This window comes from Symbiopectobacterium sp. Eva_TO (assembly GCF_053848865.1).
The window spans coordinates 3,163,399-3,180,587 of record NZ_JBSPEY010000004.1 but is presented as its reverse complement, the minus strand read 5'-3'; the positions used below and the strand labels follow the sequence as shown (position 1 = coordinate 3,180,587).

The window sequence follows — 17,189 nt, the reverse complement described above, 5'->3', positions numbered from 1 at the left end:
CGGCACTGAGATTAGTTTATTCGATGTTAGATTCGATAAACCACAGGAATTTATCCAGGTCGCGCGAAGCCGCCGTAAAGATATCGGCCGTATCGTCATCTTCGACTTCGGTAATAGCCTTGCGCACATCGTTGGCAACAATGCCATAGCGATCGGCCAGCGCTTTCAGATGGTCCTGTACCGTATGAATGTTGGTCGGGTAGCTTTTCAGCGGCGTTTTATCATTGGTGACCTGTACGGTCCCCAAGGCAACGCCGCCTAATTGCACGACACGTTCGGCAATTGTATCCTGATGCTCCAGAATAGTGGTATGGAAACCGTCCAGCATTTCATGTACGCCGATAAAATTGTTCCCGCGCATATTCCAGTGCGCCTGTTTGGTGATAAGCGCCAGATCTACCAGCTCAATAACAATACGTTTAAGTGTGGCGATGGTAGACGTTTTTATCTCTTCATCCACATCATTGCGCGTAAAAATGAGTTCAGAAGATTTCGTTTTAACCAGTTTAGCGGTACTCATAATGACTCATCCTCTTAATAGTTCGTAACAGCTTGTTTTGAATTTCGTTTAGATGAGTAAGTATAGCAGCGTTTTAAAATCTTGCTCCCTATCAAAGCTATCGCTGTTTTATTGGGCACCTTGAAAAACCTAGACGTCTTCATTTTTGATTTTTAAAAACGCTTGCTTATTGTTCAATCTGAGTTATTTTTGCTCAAATCACGAACAAAAAACAAACAAGTCTCTGATTCTGCTGTCAGTTTTTCGCCGTCATTTATCGAATCTGAGGTTTTTCGAGGTGCCCGCTGGTACGAAGTCGAATTGACGAATGATCTGTTTGGTGATTGGTTGCTCGTCCGCCGCTGGGGCGGTTGTACAATGGCCGCTTTGGTACAAAAACGGACGTTGTGCCGGATTTGCTTTCTGGTGTTGCCCTGCTGTTTGCCATCGACAGGGAACGGCAGGCCAGAAAACCGCGCTATAAGCGCCTGTAAGCACTCCTGTGCTGTTAAACCACTTTTGTGTCTAAATAACTGTTCCGAATAGTAGATCACCTGAAGGGAACTCAGTCCGAGTTGAGCGATCTGATCAATCGATAAAGCTCCCAAATCATCAACCGGACTGAGCGATGTCGAGCATAGCACCGATACCCCGTAACGAACGACGCCTGATGAAGAAAACTCTCCATAAAACGCGTGACAAGAATCACGCCCGCAGGCTGACCGCCATCCTGATGTTGCACCGAGGCGAGCGCGTGAGCGATGTCGCCAGAATGCTTTGCTGCGCCCGTTCGTCAACCGGCAGATGGATTAACTGGCTCACCCTGTACGGCATTGAAGGCCTCAAATCTCTGCGGCCCGGTCGTGGCCGTCGCTGGCCGTTTGAACAGATCTGCGCACTGTTAATCCAGCTCGTAAAGCGTTCCCCTCATGATTTTGGCTATCAGCGTTCGCGCTGGAGCACGGAACTGCTAGCGATAAAAATCAATGAGATAATCGGTTGCCAGTTGCATGCTTCCACGGTGCGCCGTTGGCGGCCTTCTGCCGGTCTGGTGTGGCGACGCGCAGCTCCTACGCTGCGTATCCGCGACCCGCATAAGGAAGAAAAAATGGAGGCCATCGCGATGGCGCTGGAACAATGCAGCGCGGAACATCCCGTCTTTTACGAAGACGAAGTGGATATTCATCTGAATCCCAAAATTGGCGCGGACTGGCAGGTTCGCGGGAAGCAGAAACGCATCGTGACGCCGGGCCAGAACGAGAAATATTATCTGGCGGGTGCATTACACAGCGGGACGGGAAAAGTCAGCGATGTTGGAGGAAACAGTAAAAGTTCGTGTTTTTTATCAGTATGTTAGAGCATCTGAGAGCAACGTACAGACGGGCAAAAACGCTCACGCTGATAGTTGATAACTACATTATTCACAAAAGCTGGGAGACGCAGCGCTGGCTGGAAGAAAACCCGAAATTCAGGGTTATTTATCAGCCGGTGTACTCACCATGGGTAAATCATGTAGAGCGGTTATGGCAGGCGTTGCATGAAACCATCACCCGCAATCATCAATGCTGTTCAATGTGGCAGTGACTGAACAAGGTTCGCCGCTTCATGGAAACCGTCAGCCCGTTTCCCAGTGGAAAACATGGACAGGCAAAAGTGTAGCGGTATTAGGAACAGCTATTTAGTTAGCGCCAGGCTAATGATGTCTTTGATGGTTATCACTAATTCTTATGTTCTTTCGGAATTTTTACCTGACATTAACGTTTTTAACAAGCGTTGTTGCTCATTGATTCATCATTTGACATAAGATGTTTCATGTTTTTTTCATGGTGATAATTTCTGTTTTAACAAAAATTTAAAGATTATTATCTGGTGTTTTGATTGATTTTTGTAATTTTGTTTAATTTTTTTTATAACTTTTCAGATTGTATGCTATTGTCGAAGATGTGGCGATTTTGTAAATCCACACCCATTATATTGACGTTAGGGTGATCTGTTGCCACATTGACGGGGTTGGAAGGGGGGACAACGGATTGTCAGGCTGATGCCGGGTTCGCAAACCTATCCGCAGGCCACTCTCATATACTGCCTCGTATCCCTCCTTATTAAGTGAATTATAGCCTTCGGGCAAAAAAGTACAGACCACAGCCACCACATGACGCGCTGCGTCGATGCTGATGAGAACGGCCTCTTGTCGGCGGCGAGTAAAAATATCCTGGTCTGACTTTCATCAACACACAACATCCACAATGGAGTACACGTAATGGAAAAATCCTTGGCAAAATCAAGGGTGCTCAAAATCGGACTCGGCTTGCTGGCCATGTCTGTGGCAGCCGGTCTCCAGGCAAAAACCCTGGTCTATTGCTCCGAAGGTTCTCCTGAAGGTTTTAACCCGCAACTGTTTACGTCCGGCACCACCTTTGATGCCAGCTCAATTCCTATTTATAACCGTCTGGTTGAATTCAAAAGCGGTACTACCGAAATTGAACCGGGCCTGGCAGAAAAATGGGACATCAGCGAAGATGGCAAAACCTATACTTTCCATCTGCGCAAAGGCGTGAAGTGGCAAGACGGCAAAGAGTTTAAGCCGACGCGTGAATTCAATGCGGAAGACGTGCTGTTCTCCTTCCTGCGTCAGCAAGATCCGAACCATCCGTATCATAAAGTGTCTGGCGGCAGCTACGAATACTATCAAGGCATGGGCATGCCGGAGCTGATCAGCAAAATCGAAAAAGTGGACGACTATACTGTTCGTTTCGTGCTGACCCGTCCGGAAGCGCCGTTCCTGGCCGACCTGGCGATGGACTTTGCGTCGATTATGTCCGCAGAGTACGGTGCCAACATGCTTAAAGCAGGCACCCCGGAGAAGATCGACCTGAACCCGATCGGTACCGGTCCGTTCCAGTTGCAGCAGTACCAGAAAGACTCCCGTATTCTCTACAAAGCGTTTGATGGCTTCTGGGGCAAGAAACCGGGCATCGATCGCCTGGTGTTCTCCATCACGCCGGATGCGTCCGTGCGCTATGCCAAGCTGCAAAAAGATGAGTGCCAGATCATGCCGTATCCTAACCCGGCCGATCTGTCCCGCATGAAAGAAGACAAAAACATCACGCTGCTGGAAAAACCGGGCTTGAACGTGGGTTACCTCTCTTTCAACGTGCAGAAAAAACCACTGGATAACGTCAAAGTGCGTCAGGCACTGACTTATGCGGTAAACAAAGGCGCCATCATTGACGCGGTGTATCAGGGCGCGGGCCAGGCGGCCAAGAACCTGATCCCACCGACCATGTGGGGCTTTAACGACGATGTGAAGGATTACTCCTACGATCCGGAAAAAGCTAAAGCCTTGCTGAAAGAAGCGGGTATGGCTGACGGCTTCACCGTGGATCTGTGGGCGATGCCAGTGCAACGTCCGTACAACCCGAACGCACGCCGTATGGCGGAAATGATCCAGTCTGACTGGGCCAAAGTTGGCGTGAAAGCCAAGATTGTCACCTACGAGTGGGGCGAGTATCTGAAACGCGCCAAAGCGGGTGAACATCAGACGGTGTTGATGGGGTGGACCGGCGATAACGGGGATCCGGATAACTTCTTCGCGACCCTGTTCAGCTGTGACGCGGCAGAAAAAGGCTCTAACTACTCCAAGTGGTGCTACAAGCCGTTTGAAGACTTGATTCAGCCTGCGCGCGAAACGTCCGATCACCAGAAACGTATTGATCTGTACAAACAGTCACAGGTTGTGATGCACGATCAGGCTCCTGCTCTGATTGTTGCTCACTCCACGGTCTATGAACCTATCCGTAAGAACGTGAAAGGTTATGTGATCGAGCCGCGTGGCGTACACAGCTTCAATAACGTGACCCTGGATTAATTCAGCCTGCCATTTCATGGGCACCCTGGCCCCGCCCCAAACGTACCATTGGTTCGTTTGGGGCGGGGCCAGGGTGCCCGTAAAAATCTAGCTGTGAGCATTGATAAGCCTGTCAGCCTATGAGCCGTCAGGCACTTATATACAGAGAGTTCGGGATATGTTTCAGTTCATACTCCGGCGTTTGGGGCTGGTTATCCCAACGTTTATTGGTATTACCCTACTGACGTTTGCCTTTGTGCACATGATCCCCGGCGACCCGGTGATGATTATGGCTGGCGAACGCGGCCTTTCTCCTGAGCGCCATGCGCAGCTGCTGGCTGAGCTGGGGCTTGATAAGCCCCTATGGCAGCAATATGTCACCTATATCAACGGTGTGCTGCACGGCGATCTGGGTATTTCCCTCAAGAGCCGCATCCCGGTGTGGGATGAGTTTGTGCCGCGCTTCAAGGCCACCCTGGAACTGGGTGTCTGCGCGATGCTGTTTGCCGTGGTTGTCGGTATTCCGGTTGGCGTGCTGGCAGCGGTTAAACGCGGTTCCATTTTCGATCACACGTCTGTCAGTCTGGCACTGACCGGCTACTCCATGCCGATTTTCTGGTGGGGCATGATGTTGATCATGCTGGTGTCGGTCAACCTCAATCTGACGCCTGTCTCGGGCCGTATCAGCGATACGGTGTTTCTCGACGACAGTTTGCCGCTGACCGGCTTTATGCTGATAGATACCCTGTTCTTCGGTGAGCCGGGCGATTTTATCGATGCCGTGATGCACATGATTTTACCCGCCGTGGTGCTGGGCACGATCCCGTTGGCGGTGATCGTGCGGATGACCCGCTCCACCATGCTGGAAGTCCTGGGTGAGGATTATATCCGTACCGCGCGCGCCAAAGGGCTGAGTCGCCTGCGTGTCATCGTGGTGCATGCGCTGCGCAACGCCATGTTGCCAGTGGTCACCGTGATCGGTCTTCAGGTAGGGACGATGTTGGCAGGGGCTATTCTGACCGAAACCATCTTCTCCTGGCCGGGACTGGGACGCTGGTTGATTGATGCGCTGCAACGCCGCGACTATCCGGTGGGGCAGGGGGGCGTGCTGCTGGTGGCGACCATGATCATTCTGGTCAACCTGCTGGTCGATCTGTTGTACGGCGTGGTGAATCCGCGCATTCGACACAAGAAATAAGGGGAGAGGCGAAGATGACTCAAGTCACTGAACCGGCTGTTGATAATGCGCCCGTGCCGATGACCCCGCTACAGGAATTCTGGCATTACTTTAAACGTAACAAAGGCGCGGTGGTGGGCCTGGTGTATGTGGTGCTGATGTTGATTATCGCCATTGGCGCCAACGTGCTGGCACCGCATGCGCCCGCCGAGCAGTTCCGCGATGCGTTACTGCGTCCGCCGGTATGGCAGGAAGGCGGTAGCTGGCAGTTTCTGCTTGGCACTGACGATGTGGGCCGCGATATTCTTTCGCGCCTGATGTACGGCGCACGCTTGTCGCTGCTGGTCGGCTGTCTGGTGGTGGTGCTGTCACTGATTATGGGTGTGGTTCTCGGTTTGCTGGCTGGCTACTTTGGCGGCATGGTGGACACCCTTATCATGCGCGTAGTGGATATCATGCTGGCGCTGCCCAGCCTGCTGCTGGCGTTGGTGCTGGTGGCGGTGTTCGGACCGTCCATTGTCAATGCGTCTCTGGCGCTGACCTTCGTGGCGCTGCCGCACTATGTGCGCCTGACGCGCGCGGCGGTGCTGGTTGAGGTCAACCGCGATTACGTTACCGCTTCCCGCGTGGCGGGGGCTGGCGCGATGCGCCAAATGTTCATCAATATCTTCCCCAACTGTCTGGCACCGCTCATCGTGCAGGCGTCATTGGGTTTCTCCAACGCCATCCTCGACATGGCCGCATTTGGTTTCCTCGGCATGGGCGCACAGCCGCCAACACCGGAGTGGGGCACCATGCTGGCCGACGTGTTGCAGTTTGCGCAAAGTGCCTGGTGGGTCGTGACCTTCCCTGGCCTTTCGATCCTGCTCGCGGTGTTGGCGTTTAACTTGATGGGGGACGGCTTGCGTGACGCTCTCGACCCCAAACTCAAGCAGTGATCCGGGGGAAGAGATGGCATTACTCAACGTAGAAAAACTGTCGGTGCATTTTGGCGAAGGGAATAACCCGTTCCGCGCCGTTGACCGTATCAGTTACCAAGTAGAACAAGGGCAGGTGGTCGGCATTGTCGGTGAATCCGGCTCCGGTAAATCGGTCAGTTCGCTGGCTATCATGGGGTTGATTGACTTCCCCGGCAAAGTGATGGCAGACAAGCTGGAATTCAACCAGCGCGATCTGAAAAGCATTTCGGAAAAAGAGCGGCGTCAGTTGGTCGGCTCCGAAGTGGCGATGATCTTTCAGGACCCGATGACCAGCCTTAATCCCTGCTACACCGTAGGCTACCAGATTATGGAAGCCATCAAGGTGCATCAGGGCGGTAATCGTAAAACGCGCTATCAGCGTGCTATCGATTTGCTGACGCAGGTAGGCATCCCCGATCCGGCTTCGCGGTTAGACGTGTATCCGCACCAACTGTCAGGTGGGATGAGCCAGCGCGTGATGATCGCAATGGCGATTGCCTGTCGGCCCAAACTGCTGATCGCCGATGAACCGACTACTGCACTGGACGTGACCATTCAGGCGCAGATCATTGAACTGCTGTTGGAATTGCAGCAGCGGGAAAACATGGCGCTGATCCTGATCACCCACGATTTGGCGCTGGTGGCGGAAGCGTCCCACCACATCATCGTGATGTATGCCGGTCAGGTCGTGGAATCCGGTAAAGCGGCGGATATCTTCCATGCGCCGCGCCACCCGTATACTCAGGCGTTGCTGCGTGCGTTACCGGAATTTGCGGTTGATAAATCGCGTCTGGCCTCGCTGCCGGGCGTAGTACCGGGCAAATATGACCGACCGTTGGGCTGCTTGCTTAACCCTCGCTGCCCCTACGCCAGTGCGCGTTGCCGTGAAGCAAAGCCCGAATTGCGTGACATTCCGGGCCGTCAGGTGAAATGTCATACACCGCTCGATGATGAGGGGAGGCCCGTCGCATGAGCCAGAGCATGAATGCCGCCGGGCAGCATTACCTGTTGCAGGCGATCGATTTAAAGAAACATTACCCGGTAAAAAAAGGGTTCTTTGCCCCTGAGCGCGCGGTGAAAGCGCTGGACGGCGTCTCCTTCACCTTGGAGCGTGGCAAAACGCTGGCGGTGGTGGGAGAATCAGGGTGTGGTAAATCGACCCTTGGCCGCTTGCTGACCATGATCGAAACTCCGTCTGAGGGTGAGCTTTACTATCAGGGGCAGGATCTGTTGAAACCGGATCCTGCCGCGCAGAAGTTGCGTCGCCAGAAGATCCAGATCGTGTTCCAGAATCCTTACGGATCGCTCAACCCGCGTAAGAAGGTGGGGCAGATCCTGGAAGAGCCGTTGCTGATCAATACTGAACTGTCCAAAGCCGAGCGTTGTGAAAAAGCACTATCGATGATGGCAAAGGTTGGCCTGAAAACCGAGCATTACGACCGCTATCCACACATGTTCTCCGGCGGCCAGCGTCAGCGTATCGCCATTGCGCGTGGCCTGATGCTAGACCCTGACGTGGTGATTGCCGATGAACCGGTGTCGGCACTCGACGTATCGGTGCGTGCACAGGTGCTGAACCTGATGATGGACCTGCAACAAGAGTTGGGTCTGTCCTACGTGTTCATCTCCCATGATCTGTCGGTGGTTGAGCATATTGCCGATGAAGTGATGGTGATGTACTTGGGCCGCTGCGTGGAGAAGGGCAGCAAGGAGGAGATCTTCAACAATCCGCGCCACCCTTACACCCAAGCGCTGCTGTCAGCGACACCACGCCTGAACCCGGCGTTGCGCCGCGAGCGTATCAAGCTGATTGGGGAACTGCCCAGCCCGCTCAATCCGCCGCCGGGCTGTGCGTTTAACGCGCGCTGCCAGCATCGTTTTGATACCTGCGTCCAGTTCCAGCCGACGTTGAAAGCCTATGGCGATCAACTGATTGCCTGCTTTGCCGTCGACAGGGATGAAGCCGGTTCACGGTGAGTTCGCTTGAGATGAAAAACGCGGGCAAAAGCAGCCCGCGTTTTTTTTACGTGAAGAACGCGTTCTATTCGTTAAAGAATATCGTCGACCACTCCGCCATCAACGCGTAGCGCCGCGCCTGAGGTGGCAGACGCTTGCTGCGAACAGATATAGAGTACCATATTGGCGACCTCTTCCACGCTGGCGGCACGCTGAATGACCGAACTGGGGCGGTGCGCCATCACGAATTCCCGCGCCAGTACCTCAAAGGATTTGCCTGTGCGTGCCACTTCATCTTGCATCATGGTGGCGAAGCCGTCGGAAATCGTATGGCCCGGCAGCACACTGTTCACCGTTACGCCAGAGCCCGCAACCCTTTTTGCCAATCCGCGCGCCAGCGCCAACTGCGCCGTTTTCGATACGCCGTAGTGAATCATGTCGGCAGGAATGTTGCGTGCGGATTCTGAGGAGATAAACACCACCCGCCCCCACTGTTTCGCCACCATGCCTGGCAGGAAAGCGCGTGACAGACGAACGCCCGACATCACGTTGGTTTGCCAGTAGTCTTCCCACACCGCGTCGTCGGTGTCATAGAAATCACGCGGACCGTAAATACCGGCATTATTCACCAGAATATCCACGAACGGTACTTGATCCAGCAGCGCTGTTACCCCTTCGGCACTGCCAAGATCGGCCACGGCACCGCGAAGACGGGCCTGCGGGAACTGCTGTTGCAAACGGGACATCGCCGCATCAACCGACGAACTGCTGCGGCCATTCACGATCACCTCGGCATGGCTTTCCACCAGTCCCGCCGCAATCGCATGCCCAATGCCGCTGCTGGACGCGGTGACCAACGCCGTTTTTCCTGACAGATCAATATTCATACAGAAACCTTCCTCCGAGGAATGGACGCCGTGCCTTGCTCGGCGTTAGCGACGACCAAAAACCCGGCCGCCAACCGGAAACCGTTCCCTATTGTAGGCCACTCTGTTCTCTTTTTTTATCCCCACGCAGGCGAAAGACCTTTGCTAAAACGTTGATAATCTCCCACTCAGCCAAGGGCAAGGCGCTGTAGCCATAAGATTCGCTTACTTGTGTTTTTGTGAGCGATGTTTCATTTTAGGATGATGAAAGAGCGCGAGCGAAGCGGTTGCTCATCCGCTGGGGAATGAAATGTCGGTAAAAGATTGGCTGTTGGCGCTGTGCGTGGTGGTTGCCTGGGGCGCTAATTTTGTGGTTATCAAAGTCGGGTTGCAGGGAATGCCACCGTTTTTGCTGGCGGGGCTGCGTTTTACACTGGTGGCGCTGCCTGCCGTCTTTTTTGTGCCGCGCCCGCGTTTGCCGCTGCGCTGGCTGGTCGCCTATGGTATGACCATCAGTTTCGGCCAGTTTGCCTTTCTATTTCTGGCGATAAAACTCGGTATGCCAGCAGGCATCGCCTCGCTGGTGCTGCAAGCGCAGGGTTTCTTCACCCTGTTGCTGGGGGCGCTGCTGCTGGGTGAAGCACTGCGTTGGAACCATTTCCTTGGCATTGCCATTGCTACGCTGGGTATGTTTGTACTGGCGGAAGGCGGCATGCTGAACCAGACCACCACCGGATTGACGCTGCTCACGATGCTGCTGACGTTAGGCGGCGCACTCTCTTGGGCATTCGGTAATATCAGCAACAAAGTCATCATGAGCCGCCACGGTGCGAGGTTGAATGTGATGTCGCTGGTGGTGTGGAGTGCGTTGGTGCCGATTGGGCCGTTCTTTCTCTGCTCCTGGATGTTTGACGGCCAGGAGGCGATAGTTGCCAGCCTGACCAACATGCATATGACGACAGTGTTGGCGCTGGGCTATCTGGCGTTTGTTGCTACCATCATGGGATTTGGTATCTGGAGCAGTCTGCTCGGGCGTTATGAAACCTGGCGCGTCGCCCCGTTGACCCTGTTGGTACCAGTGTTTGGCATGCTGAGCGCTGCGCTGTTTCTTGACGAACACATGACCCTGCTTCAGGTGGCTGGCGCGCTGCTGATCATGGTTGGGCTGCTGGTCAATGTGTTTGGTGGACGTCTTGCTTTGTTGGCGCGGGCTCGCAGCACATCTTAACGAAACCTCATCACACCCTGTTGTTATGCCGCTTTTCTGCAATCCGATATCGGAGGGACGATCGTAAAATTGCAGAAAAGCAGCAATGTCTGTGGTTCTTGATATGGCAGGACAATTTTTCCCTCGTGTTCAGCCAAAAACCGAGATTTGCCACGCTGGGCATTGGTAGCCCTACGCCGCTCAAGGAGTATCGCCGCACGATCGACATTCGTGCATGGCAGGTAAAAGCGTTGCCGCCCGTGCATTGAGTACCGATGCGAGTCTGATGCTGCATGTTCCCCAACTGCTTAGCGTGTAATTCTAACCGCTTAATGCGCTATGCCACCGTCGATACAAATTGGTTCTGCGCGCTCTCTCGCATTCCTGTATCGTCGCGCCATCACCACACCCCACACAGTCAACGATTCCTGCCTTGTCCAACATGGACGCCAACGACGTGGTGGATGCTCGATATTGTTCGATAAAGATTAAAAAACAGACCATTAAGACTTAATTTGCCTGAAGGATGTCTTATGAAAAGCAGTACCATACTCAAACACATTCCCTGGATGATGCTTGCCGTCATCGGGGCATTTTGCCTTGGCGTGGTTGCGCTGCGCCGTGGCGAACACGTGAGCGCACTGTGGATTATCGTCGCTTCCGTATCCGTCTATCTGGTGGCCTATCGCTACTACAGTCTTTATATCGCACAGAAAGTCATGCAGTTGGACCCGACCCGCGCAACGCCTGCGGTGGTTAACAACGATGGCCTGAACTATGTGCCCACCAACCGCAACGTTCTGTTCGGTCACCACTTTGCGGCTATCGCAGGCGCAGGCCCGCTGGTAGGGCCGGTATTGGCGGCGCAAGTGGGTTACCTGCCGGGCACGCTGTGGCTGCTGGCAGGTGTGGTACTGGCCGGTACCGTGCAGGACTTCATGGTGCTGTTCCTCTCCACGCGGCGTAACGGTGCGTCACTGGGTGAAATCGTCAAGAAAGAGCTGGGTCCGGTTCCGGGCACTATCGCGCTGTTCGGCTGCTTCCTGATCATGATCATCATCCTGGCGGTGTTGGCGTTGATCGTGGTGAAAGCGTTGGCAGAAAGCCCGTGGGGCGTGTTCACCGTATGTTCTACGGTGCCGATCGCGCTGTTTATGGGTATCTACATGCGTTACCTGCGCCCAGGCCGCGTAGCGGAAGTGTCTGTTATCGGTATCGTGCTGCTGGTCATGGCTATCTGGTTTGGTTGCGTAGTGGCTCATGACCCTTACTGGGGCCCTGCGCTGACCTTTAAAGACACTACCATTACCTTTACGCTGATTGGCTATGCCTTTGTATCCGCTCTGCTGCCGGTATGGTTGATTCTGGCACCGCGCGACTATCTGGCAACGTTCCTGAAAATCGGCGTTATCGTTGGTCTGGCTATCGGTATCGTGATCCTGAACCCGGATCTGAAAATGCCTGCGGTGACGCAGTTCGTTGACGGCACTGGTCCGGTATGGAAAGGTACCCTGTTCCCGTTCCTGTTTATCACTATCGCGTGTGGTGCCGTGTCTGGTTTCCATGCCCTGATTGCTTCCGGTACTACCCCGAAACTGCTGGCGAATGAAAACGACGCGCGCTTTATCGGTTACGGCGCAATGCTGATGGAATCCTTCGTAGCGGTCATGGCACTGGTGGCAGCGTCCATCATTGAACCGGGACTCTACTTTGCCATGAACACCCCGCCAGCGGCGTTAGGCATCACCATGCCTAACCTGCACCAGTTGGGTACGGCGGATGCGCCGATGATCATGGCGCAGCTGCAAGAAGTCTCTGCACACGCTGCTGCGACCGTTAGCTCCTGGGGCTTCGTTATCTCTCCTGAGCAGATCATGCAAACGGCGAAAGATATTGGTGAACCTTCCGTGCTGAACCGCGCAGGCGGTGCACCGACGCTGGCAGTCGGTATTGCGCACGTGTTCCACCAGATTATTCCTGGCGCCAATATGGGCTTCTGGTATCACTTCGGTATCCTGTTCGAAGCGCTGTTTATCCTGACGGCACTGGACGCAGGCACCCGTTCTGGTCGCTTCATGCTGCAAGACCTGTTGGGTAACTTCGTTCCGTTCCTGAAGAAAACCGATTCACTGGTAGCAGGTATCATCGGTACGGCGGGCTGCGTCGGTCTGTGGGGCTACCTGTTGTATCAAGGCGTGGTCGACCCGTTGGGCGGCGTGAAGAGCCTGTGGCCGCTGTTCGGTATCTCCAACCAGATGCTGGCCGCTGTGGCGCTGGTGCTGGTGCTGGTGCTGGGTACGGTAGTCCTGATCAAGATGAAACGCGCGCAGTACATTTGGGTCACCGTGGTGCCTGCTGTGTGGTTGCTGATCTGCACCACCTGGGCGCTGTGCCTGAAACTGTTCAGCGATAACCCGCAGTTGGAAGGCTTCTTCTACATGGCTAACATGTTTAAACAGAAGATTGCCGAGGGCGGTGCTGATCTGAGTGCACAGCAGATTGCCAACATGAACCACATCGTGATCAATAACTACACTAACGCGGGCCTGAGCATCCTGTTCCTGTTCGTGGTGTACAGCATAATTGCCTACGGTGTGAAAGTGGCGATTGAAGCGCGTCAGGAAGATAAGCTTACCGATGGCGAAACTGATTATGTACCGGTTCCGGCAGGCGGCGTGAAGATCTCTAACGGTCACTGATACACGAATACCCGTATCTTTACCGCCGCAGAGTGCGGTGGTAAAGATGACGAGTCGCCATACCCCGTATAAGATATATACGGGGTAGTTTTTTTAGGAGACCAGCTATGTTTGGCAACCTTGGCAAAGCGGGAAAGTATCTGGGGCAGGCTGCACGCATGCTGATTGGGATTCCGGACTATGAAACCTATGTTCAGCACATGCAAACCAACCATCCCGATCAACCGCCGATGACCTACGAAGAGTTCTTCCGTGAGCGGCAACAGGCTCGCTACGGCGGCGATGGCAAAGGCGGCATGCGCTGCTGTTAACCTCGCCCAATACAGGAAGAAAACGCATTATTATCAGGAGCCGCGATGACGCAGCCGATTCATGTCACCATTCTGTCCGGATTTCTTGGGGCAGGAAAAACCACCCTACTCCGGCATATTCTCAATGCCGACCATGGTTATAAAATTGCCGTTATTGAGAATGAGTTCGGCGAAGTGCCGATTGATGATGCGCTGATTGGCGAACGTGCCAGCACCATTACCACACTCAGCAACGGTTGTATCTGCTGCCCCCGCGCCAATGAGTTGGCGGATGCGCTGCTCGATCTGGTGGATGGTATCGATAAAGGCGCACTGGATTTCGATCACGTAGTGATTGAGTGTACTGGCATGGCCGATCCCGGCCCGATCACCCAAACCTTCTTCTCCAATGAGCTGATTTGCGAACGCTTTATGCTGGATGGCATCATCACGCTGGTGGATGCGGTGCATGCGCAGCAACAGCTCGATCAGTTCACCATCGCCCAATCGCAAATTGGTTACGCCGATCGCATCCTTGCTGACCAAAACCGACGTGGCAGGTCAGGATGACGCACTGCTTCAGCGTTTGCAGCGCATCAACGCGCGCGCGCCGATTTACACCGTGGTCAACGGCGAGATCGATCTCAGCCTGTTGTTCAACGTCGATGGCTTTATGCTTAACGACAAGCTGGCGGTAAAAGCGCTGCTGTTCCGTTTCGTTGCACCGCAGCAGAACAACGTGGAGTCTATTGTGGTGGAACTGGATCACGCGGTGGATTTTGCAGCGGTTTCCGACGTGATGGAAGGTTTCTTGCTCAAATATGCCGATAACCTGCTGCGTTACAAAGGCATACTGGCCATCAACGGTGACGATCGTCGCCTGCTGTTTCAGGGCGTTCAGCGTCTGTATAGCGCGGACTGGGACAGAGAGTGGCTGCCGGAAGAAAAGCGCGGCTGCATCATGGTCTTTATCGGGCAGGAATTGCCCGAGCAGGAAATCCGTGACGGTTTTGCCCGTCTGATGTGACTTATCATCAACACACCACCTCTTCACTGCTTGCGAGAGGTGGTGTGCTGAATGCAGCTAGGCTGTGTCCCTTAATCCCATGAGTTATACTAACTGTTTGTTTCTACATCATTTTGAACTATGGCTCGCTACGACCTTCCCGATGAAGCATGGGCTATCATCCAGCCCTTACTCCCTGCTGAACCAGCAACACCACAGGCCGGACGCCCATGGGCTGAGCATCGCATGATTATCAATGGCATGTTCTGGGGGCTGTGCTCTGGTGCCCCATGGAGTGATTTACCTGAGCGATACGGCCCATGGAAAACTGTTTATAACCGCTTTAACCGATGGTCAAAATCGGGAGTCATTAACATTATTTTCAATAAGTTACTTTCATCACTTGATGCCCATGGCCTCGTGGACTGGTCAGCGACTGCGCTGGATAGTAGCAATATCAGGGCGCTGAAATGTGCTGCCGGTGCTCAAAAAAACATCCCGATATCACCGGAGATAATGGGCTGGGTCGCTCTCGAGGTGGTTTTGGCACCAAAATCCATATGGCTACAGACGGAAGTGGTTTTCCGTTAAACATCGTGTTGAGCCCCGGTCAGGCTCATGAAAGTCAGTTTGCACTACGTCTTTTGGACGGTATTGGTGTTCAACGCCAGAACGGCAGTATGAAACGCCGTGGTCATGCGATACTCGCTGACAAGGCGTACTCCGGGCATGTATTACGTAACGAGCTGAAAAACAGAGGTATAAAAACTGTCATCCCCCCGAAAATCCACTGAAAAAATGGCGGTGGATGGTCGTTCAAAGCTCGATCGTGACGCCTACCGCAATCGGAACGTTGTTGAGCGGTGCTTTGGCCGTCTGAAAGAATACCGTCGCATTGCGACACGTTACGACAAAACGGCGAGGAATTATCTGGCAATGTTGAAACTGGGCTGCATCCGCCTGTTTTACCAGAGGTTATGTAATTAAGGGACACAGCCTAGATTTACGCTGCATATTCCAACTGCGTAAGCGCAATCGCCCGGCATTCTATCTGGCACTGTTTACTTTTCTGAGTGTGCTGCTGGTGGGCATTATTCCGGGTATTGGATTAGCGGTGTTGCTAGGGTTGCTGCAATTCCTGCAAACGGTATTTCGACCCACTGAGCATTTGCTCGGTGTCAACGCGCAAGGCATGATTCATTCATTAGATAACGGCAATGACAATGATATCAGACCGGTGGACGGCGTTATCATGTACCGTTTCAATTCCCCATTAACCTATTTCAACGTTGCCTATTTTAAAAGCCGCATCACAGATCTGGTGGATAGTGATACCTCTCAACCGCGCTGGGTGGTGATTGATGCGGTAGCCAGCTTTACCCACGCCGATGTCAGCGTGCTGGCAGCTATCGATGAATTGAAACGCGAGCTTAAACAACGCGGAATTAATTTGGTGCTCGCAGGACGGCGAACCGAGTTAACCCGCTGGTTTCGTATGGACCGTTCCGACAGTAAAGTACACGATTTGATCCTGGTGCCGGACCTGTATTTGGCATTACGGCTGATTCAGAGTAAAGCGTGTAAAGAGACGGATTCGCTGAGGGCGGACAGCCCGCCCTGATGATGCAAGTTATTGCAGCGTAGACATATCCAAAACAAATCGATATTTTACATCGCCTTTTTCCAGACGAGAAAATACATCATTAACCTGACTGGCACTGATGAGTTCGATATCAGCAGTAATGCCGTGTTTAGCGCAAAACTCAATCATTTCCTGGGTTTCTGCAATGCCACCGATATTCGAACCAGAGAAGCTGCGACGCCCTTTAACGACATTAAATGCGCCAATCTCGATCGGTTCCGGCGGCAACCCAACCAGCACCACGGAGCCATCGATTTTCAGTAATTTAAGGTATGCATTGACGTCATGTTTGGCAGAAACTGTATCGAGAATCAGATCGACCTTACTAGCAAATTTTTCCATCTGTTGTGGATCGGTCGATAGCACCGCCTGATGTGCGCCAAGGCGAGTTGCATCTGCAACCTTGGCTTCCGATGTGGTAAATACCACCACTTGTGCGCCCATTGCTTTGGCAATTTTGATTGCGACGTGCCCGAGCCCTCCGATGCCGAGAATGCCCACCACTTTCCCCGCGCCGGCCTGACAGTGTTTAAGCGGGGAGTACACCGTAATGCCGGCGCAAAGCAGCGGTGCGGCTGACGCCAGATCCAACGTTGCGGGCATTTTCAACGTGTATTTTTCACGACAGACGTAGGTTTGTGCGAATCCACCGTAGGTCATTCCCCCCAGATGTTTATCCGGTGAGTTAAATGAGAGCGTAGTGCCGGATTCGCAGAACTGTTCGAGGTCGCTGCGGCAGGCTGGACATTCGCCGCATGCGTCAATAATGCAGCCCACCGCGGCGTAATCACCCGGTTGAAATCGGGTTACGGCACGGCCCACCGCGGTAACTCGACCTACGATTTCGTGCCCAGGGACCATCGGGTAGTGTGCTGCACCAAAATCATTTTTGAGCTGATGAAGGTCGGAATGGCAGATGCCGCAATAGAGAATGTCCATCTCAACGTCATCGTCCAGTAATCCGCGGCGTTTAATACTGAATGTTGTTAACGGATTGGTTGCCGTATCGGTGCCAATGGCTTTAATGGTTTTAAACATGAC

At 53.4% G+C, this 17,189-nt stretch carries 12 protein-coding genes and 4 pseudogenes; 13 read left to right on the top strand and 3 right to left on the bottom strand.

Going from position 1 to position 17,189, the window contains the following annotated elements:
- Positions 1-16 precede the first annotated feature (16 nt).
- Positions 17-520, bottom strand: coding sequence for a DNA starvation/stationary phase protection protein Dps (gene dps / locus ACWWJF_RS18920; RefSeq protein WP_455870295.1), 504 nt, complete (start codon positions 518-520; stop codon positions 17-19).
- 323 nt (positions 521-843) lie between these two features.
- On the opposite strand from dps, the gene ACWWJF_RS18915 reads away from it, so the two are divergent.
- From ACWWJF_RS18915 to dppF, 7 genes and pseudogenes are all read left to right on the top strand, one after another.
- Positions 844-993 carry a hypothetical protein gene (locus tag ACWWJF_RS18915; RefSeq protein ID WP_455870294.1) on the top strand — a complete coding sequence of 50 codons (150 nt, stop codon included), beginning with the start codon at positions 844-846 and terminating at the stop codon, positions 991-993.
- A gap of 134 nt (positions 994-1,127) precedes the next feature.
- Positions 1,128-2,158 (top strand): annotated as a pseudogene (locus ACWWJF_RS18910) (IS630 family transposase).
- 601 nt (positions 2,159-2,759) lie between these two features.
- A complete protein-coding gene (gene dppA, locus ACWWJF_RS18905; protein ID WP_455870293.1) occupies positions 2,760-4,367 on the top strand; it encodes a dipeptide ABC transporter periplasmic-binding protein DppA in 1,608 nt (535 codons plus the stop codon).
- A 157-nt stretch (positions 4,368-4,524) separates the two neighbouring features.
- Complete coding sequence (gene dppB / locus ACWWJF_RS18900) at positions 4,525-5,544, top strand: dipeptide ABC transporter permease DppB (protein ID WP_455870292.1); 1,020 nt, start codon at positions 4,525-4,527, stop codon at positions 5,542-5,544.
- A gap of 14 nt (positions 5,545-5,558) precedes the next feature.
- Positions 5,559-6,461 (top strand): dipeptide ABC transporter permease DppC, encoded by a 903-nt coding sequence (gene dppC, locus ACWWJF_RS18895; protein ID WP_455870291.1) that lies wholly within the window; start codon positions 5,559-5,561, stop codon positions 6,459-6,461.
- A 13-nt stretch (positions 6,462-6,474) separates the two neighbouring features.
- Complete coding sequence (dppD, locus tag ACWWJF_RS18890; RefSeq protein WP_455870290.1) at positions 6,475-7,455, top strand: dipeptide ABC transporter ATP-binding protein; 981 nt, start codon at positions 6,475-6,477, stop codon at positions 7,453-7,455.
- Positions 7,456-7,463: 8 nt separating this feature from the next.
- Positions 7,464-8,459, top strand: a complete 996-nt coding sequence (gene dppF / locus ACWWJF_RS18885) for a dipeptide ABC transporter ATP-binding subunit DppF (protein WP_455871170.1) — start codon at positions 7,464-7,466, stop codon at positions 8,457-8,459.
- 71 nt (positions 8,460-8,530) lie between these two features.
- Here dppF and ACWWJF_RS18880 read toward each other — a convergent pair whose 3' ends face one another.
- A complete protein-coding gene (locus ACWWJF_RS18880; protein WP_455870289.1) occupies positions 8,531-9,325 on the bottom strand; it encodes an SDR family NAD(P)-dependent oxidoreductase in 795 nt (264 codons plus the stop codon).
- 289 nt (positions 9,326-9,614) lie between these two features.
- Between ACWWJF_RS18880 and ACWWJF_RS18875 the strand changes: the two genes are divergently transcribed.
- The 6 genes and pseudogenes from ACWWJF_RS18875 to ACWWJF_RS18850 form a co-directional block, all read left to right on the top strand.
- A complete protein-coding gene (locus tag ACWWJF_RS18875) occupies positions 9,615-10,532 on the top strand; it encodes an EamA family transporter (protein ID WP_455870288.1) in 918 nt (305 codons plus the stop codon).
- Positions 10,533-11,044: 512 nt separating this feature from the next.
- Positions 11,045-13,210 (top strand): carbon starvation CstA family protein, encoded by a 2,166-nt coding sequence (locus tag ACWWJF_RS18870; RefSeq protein ID WP_455870287.1) that lies wholly within the window; start codon positions 11,045-11,047, stop codon positions 13,208-13,210.
- A 107-nt stretch (positions 13,211-13,317) separates the two neighbouring features.
- Positions 13,318-13,521, top strand: coding sequence for a YbdD/YjiX family protein (locus ACWWJF_RS18865; protein WP_195313178.1), 204 nt, complete (start codon positions 13,318-13,320; stop codon positions 13,519-13,521).
- 45 nt (positions 13,522-13,566) lie between these two features.
- Positions 13,567-14,527: pseudogene (yjiA, locus tag ACWWJF_RS18860) on the top strand (GTPase).
- Between the two features lie 120 nt (positions 14,528-14,647).
- Positions 14,648-15,493 (top strand): annotated as a pseudogene (locus tag ACWWJF_RS18855) (IS5 family transposase).
- A 25-nt stretch (positions 15,494-15,518) separates the two neighbouring features.
- Positions 15,519-16,127, top strand: a pseudogene (locus ACWWJF_RS18850) (STAS domain-containing protein); the annotation flags it as partial.
- Positions 16,128-16,136: 9 nt separating this feature from the next.
- On the opposite strand, the gene ACWWJF_RS18845 reads toward ACWWJF_RS18850, so the two are convergent.
- Entirely contained in the window at positions 16,137-17,186 is a 1,050-nt protein-coding gene (locus tag ACWWJF_RS18845) for an NAD(P)-dependent alcohol dehydrogenase (RefSeq protein WP_455870286.1), read from the bottom strand.
- Positions 17,187-17,189: the final 3 nt, after the last annotated feature.

Excerpts from the sequence above, each read along its gene's own strand:
- ACWWJF_RS18875 (WP_455870288.1), top strand. The coding sequence starts at position 9,615 with ATGTCGGTAAAAGATTGGCTGTTGGCGCTGTGCGTGGTGGTTGCCTGG.
- dppF (WP_455871170.1), top strand. The coding sequence starts at position 7,464 with ATGAATGCCGCCGGGCAGCATTACCTGTTGCAGGCGATCGATTTAAAG.
- ACWWJF_RS18865 (WP_195313178.1), top strand. The coding sequence starts at position 13,318 with ATGTTTGGCAACCTTGGCAAAGCGGGAAAGTATCTGGGGCAGGCTGCA.
- ACWWJF_RS18845 (WP_455870286.1), bottom strand. The coding sequence starts at position 17,186 with ATGTTTAAAACCATTAAAGCCATTGGCACCGATACGGCAACCAATCCG.
- dppA (WP_455870293.1), top strand. The coding sequence starts at position 2,760 with ATGGAAAAATCCTTGGCAAAATCAAGGGTGCTCAAAATCGGACTCGGC.
- ACWWJF_RS18880 (WP_455870289.1), bottom strand. The coding sequence starts at position 9,325 with ATGAATATTGATCTGTCAGGAAAAACGGCGTTGGTCACCGCGTCCAGC.
- dppB (WP_455870292.1), top strand. The coding sequence starts at position 4,525 with ATGTTTCAGTTCATACTCCGGCGTTTGGGGCTGGTTATCCCAACGTTT.
- dps (WP_455870295.1), bottom strand. The coding sequence starts at position 520 with ATGAGTACCGCTAAACTGGTTAAAACGAAATCTTCTGAACTCATTTTT.
- ACWWJF_RS18870 (WP_455870287.1), top strand. The coding sequence starts at position 11,045 with ATGAAAAGCAGTACCATACTCAAACACATTCCCTGGATGATGCTTGCC.
- dppC (WP_455870291.1), top strand. The coding sequence starts at position 5,559 with ATGACTCAAGTCACTGAACCGGCTGTTGATAATGCGCCCGTGCCGATG.
- dppD (WP_455870290.1), top strand. The coding sequence starts at position 6,475 with ATGGCATTACTCAACGTAGAAAAACTGTCGGTGCATTTTGGCGAAGGG.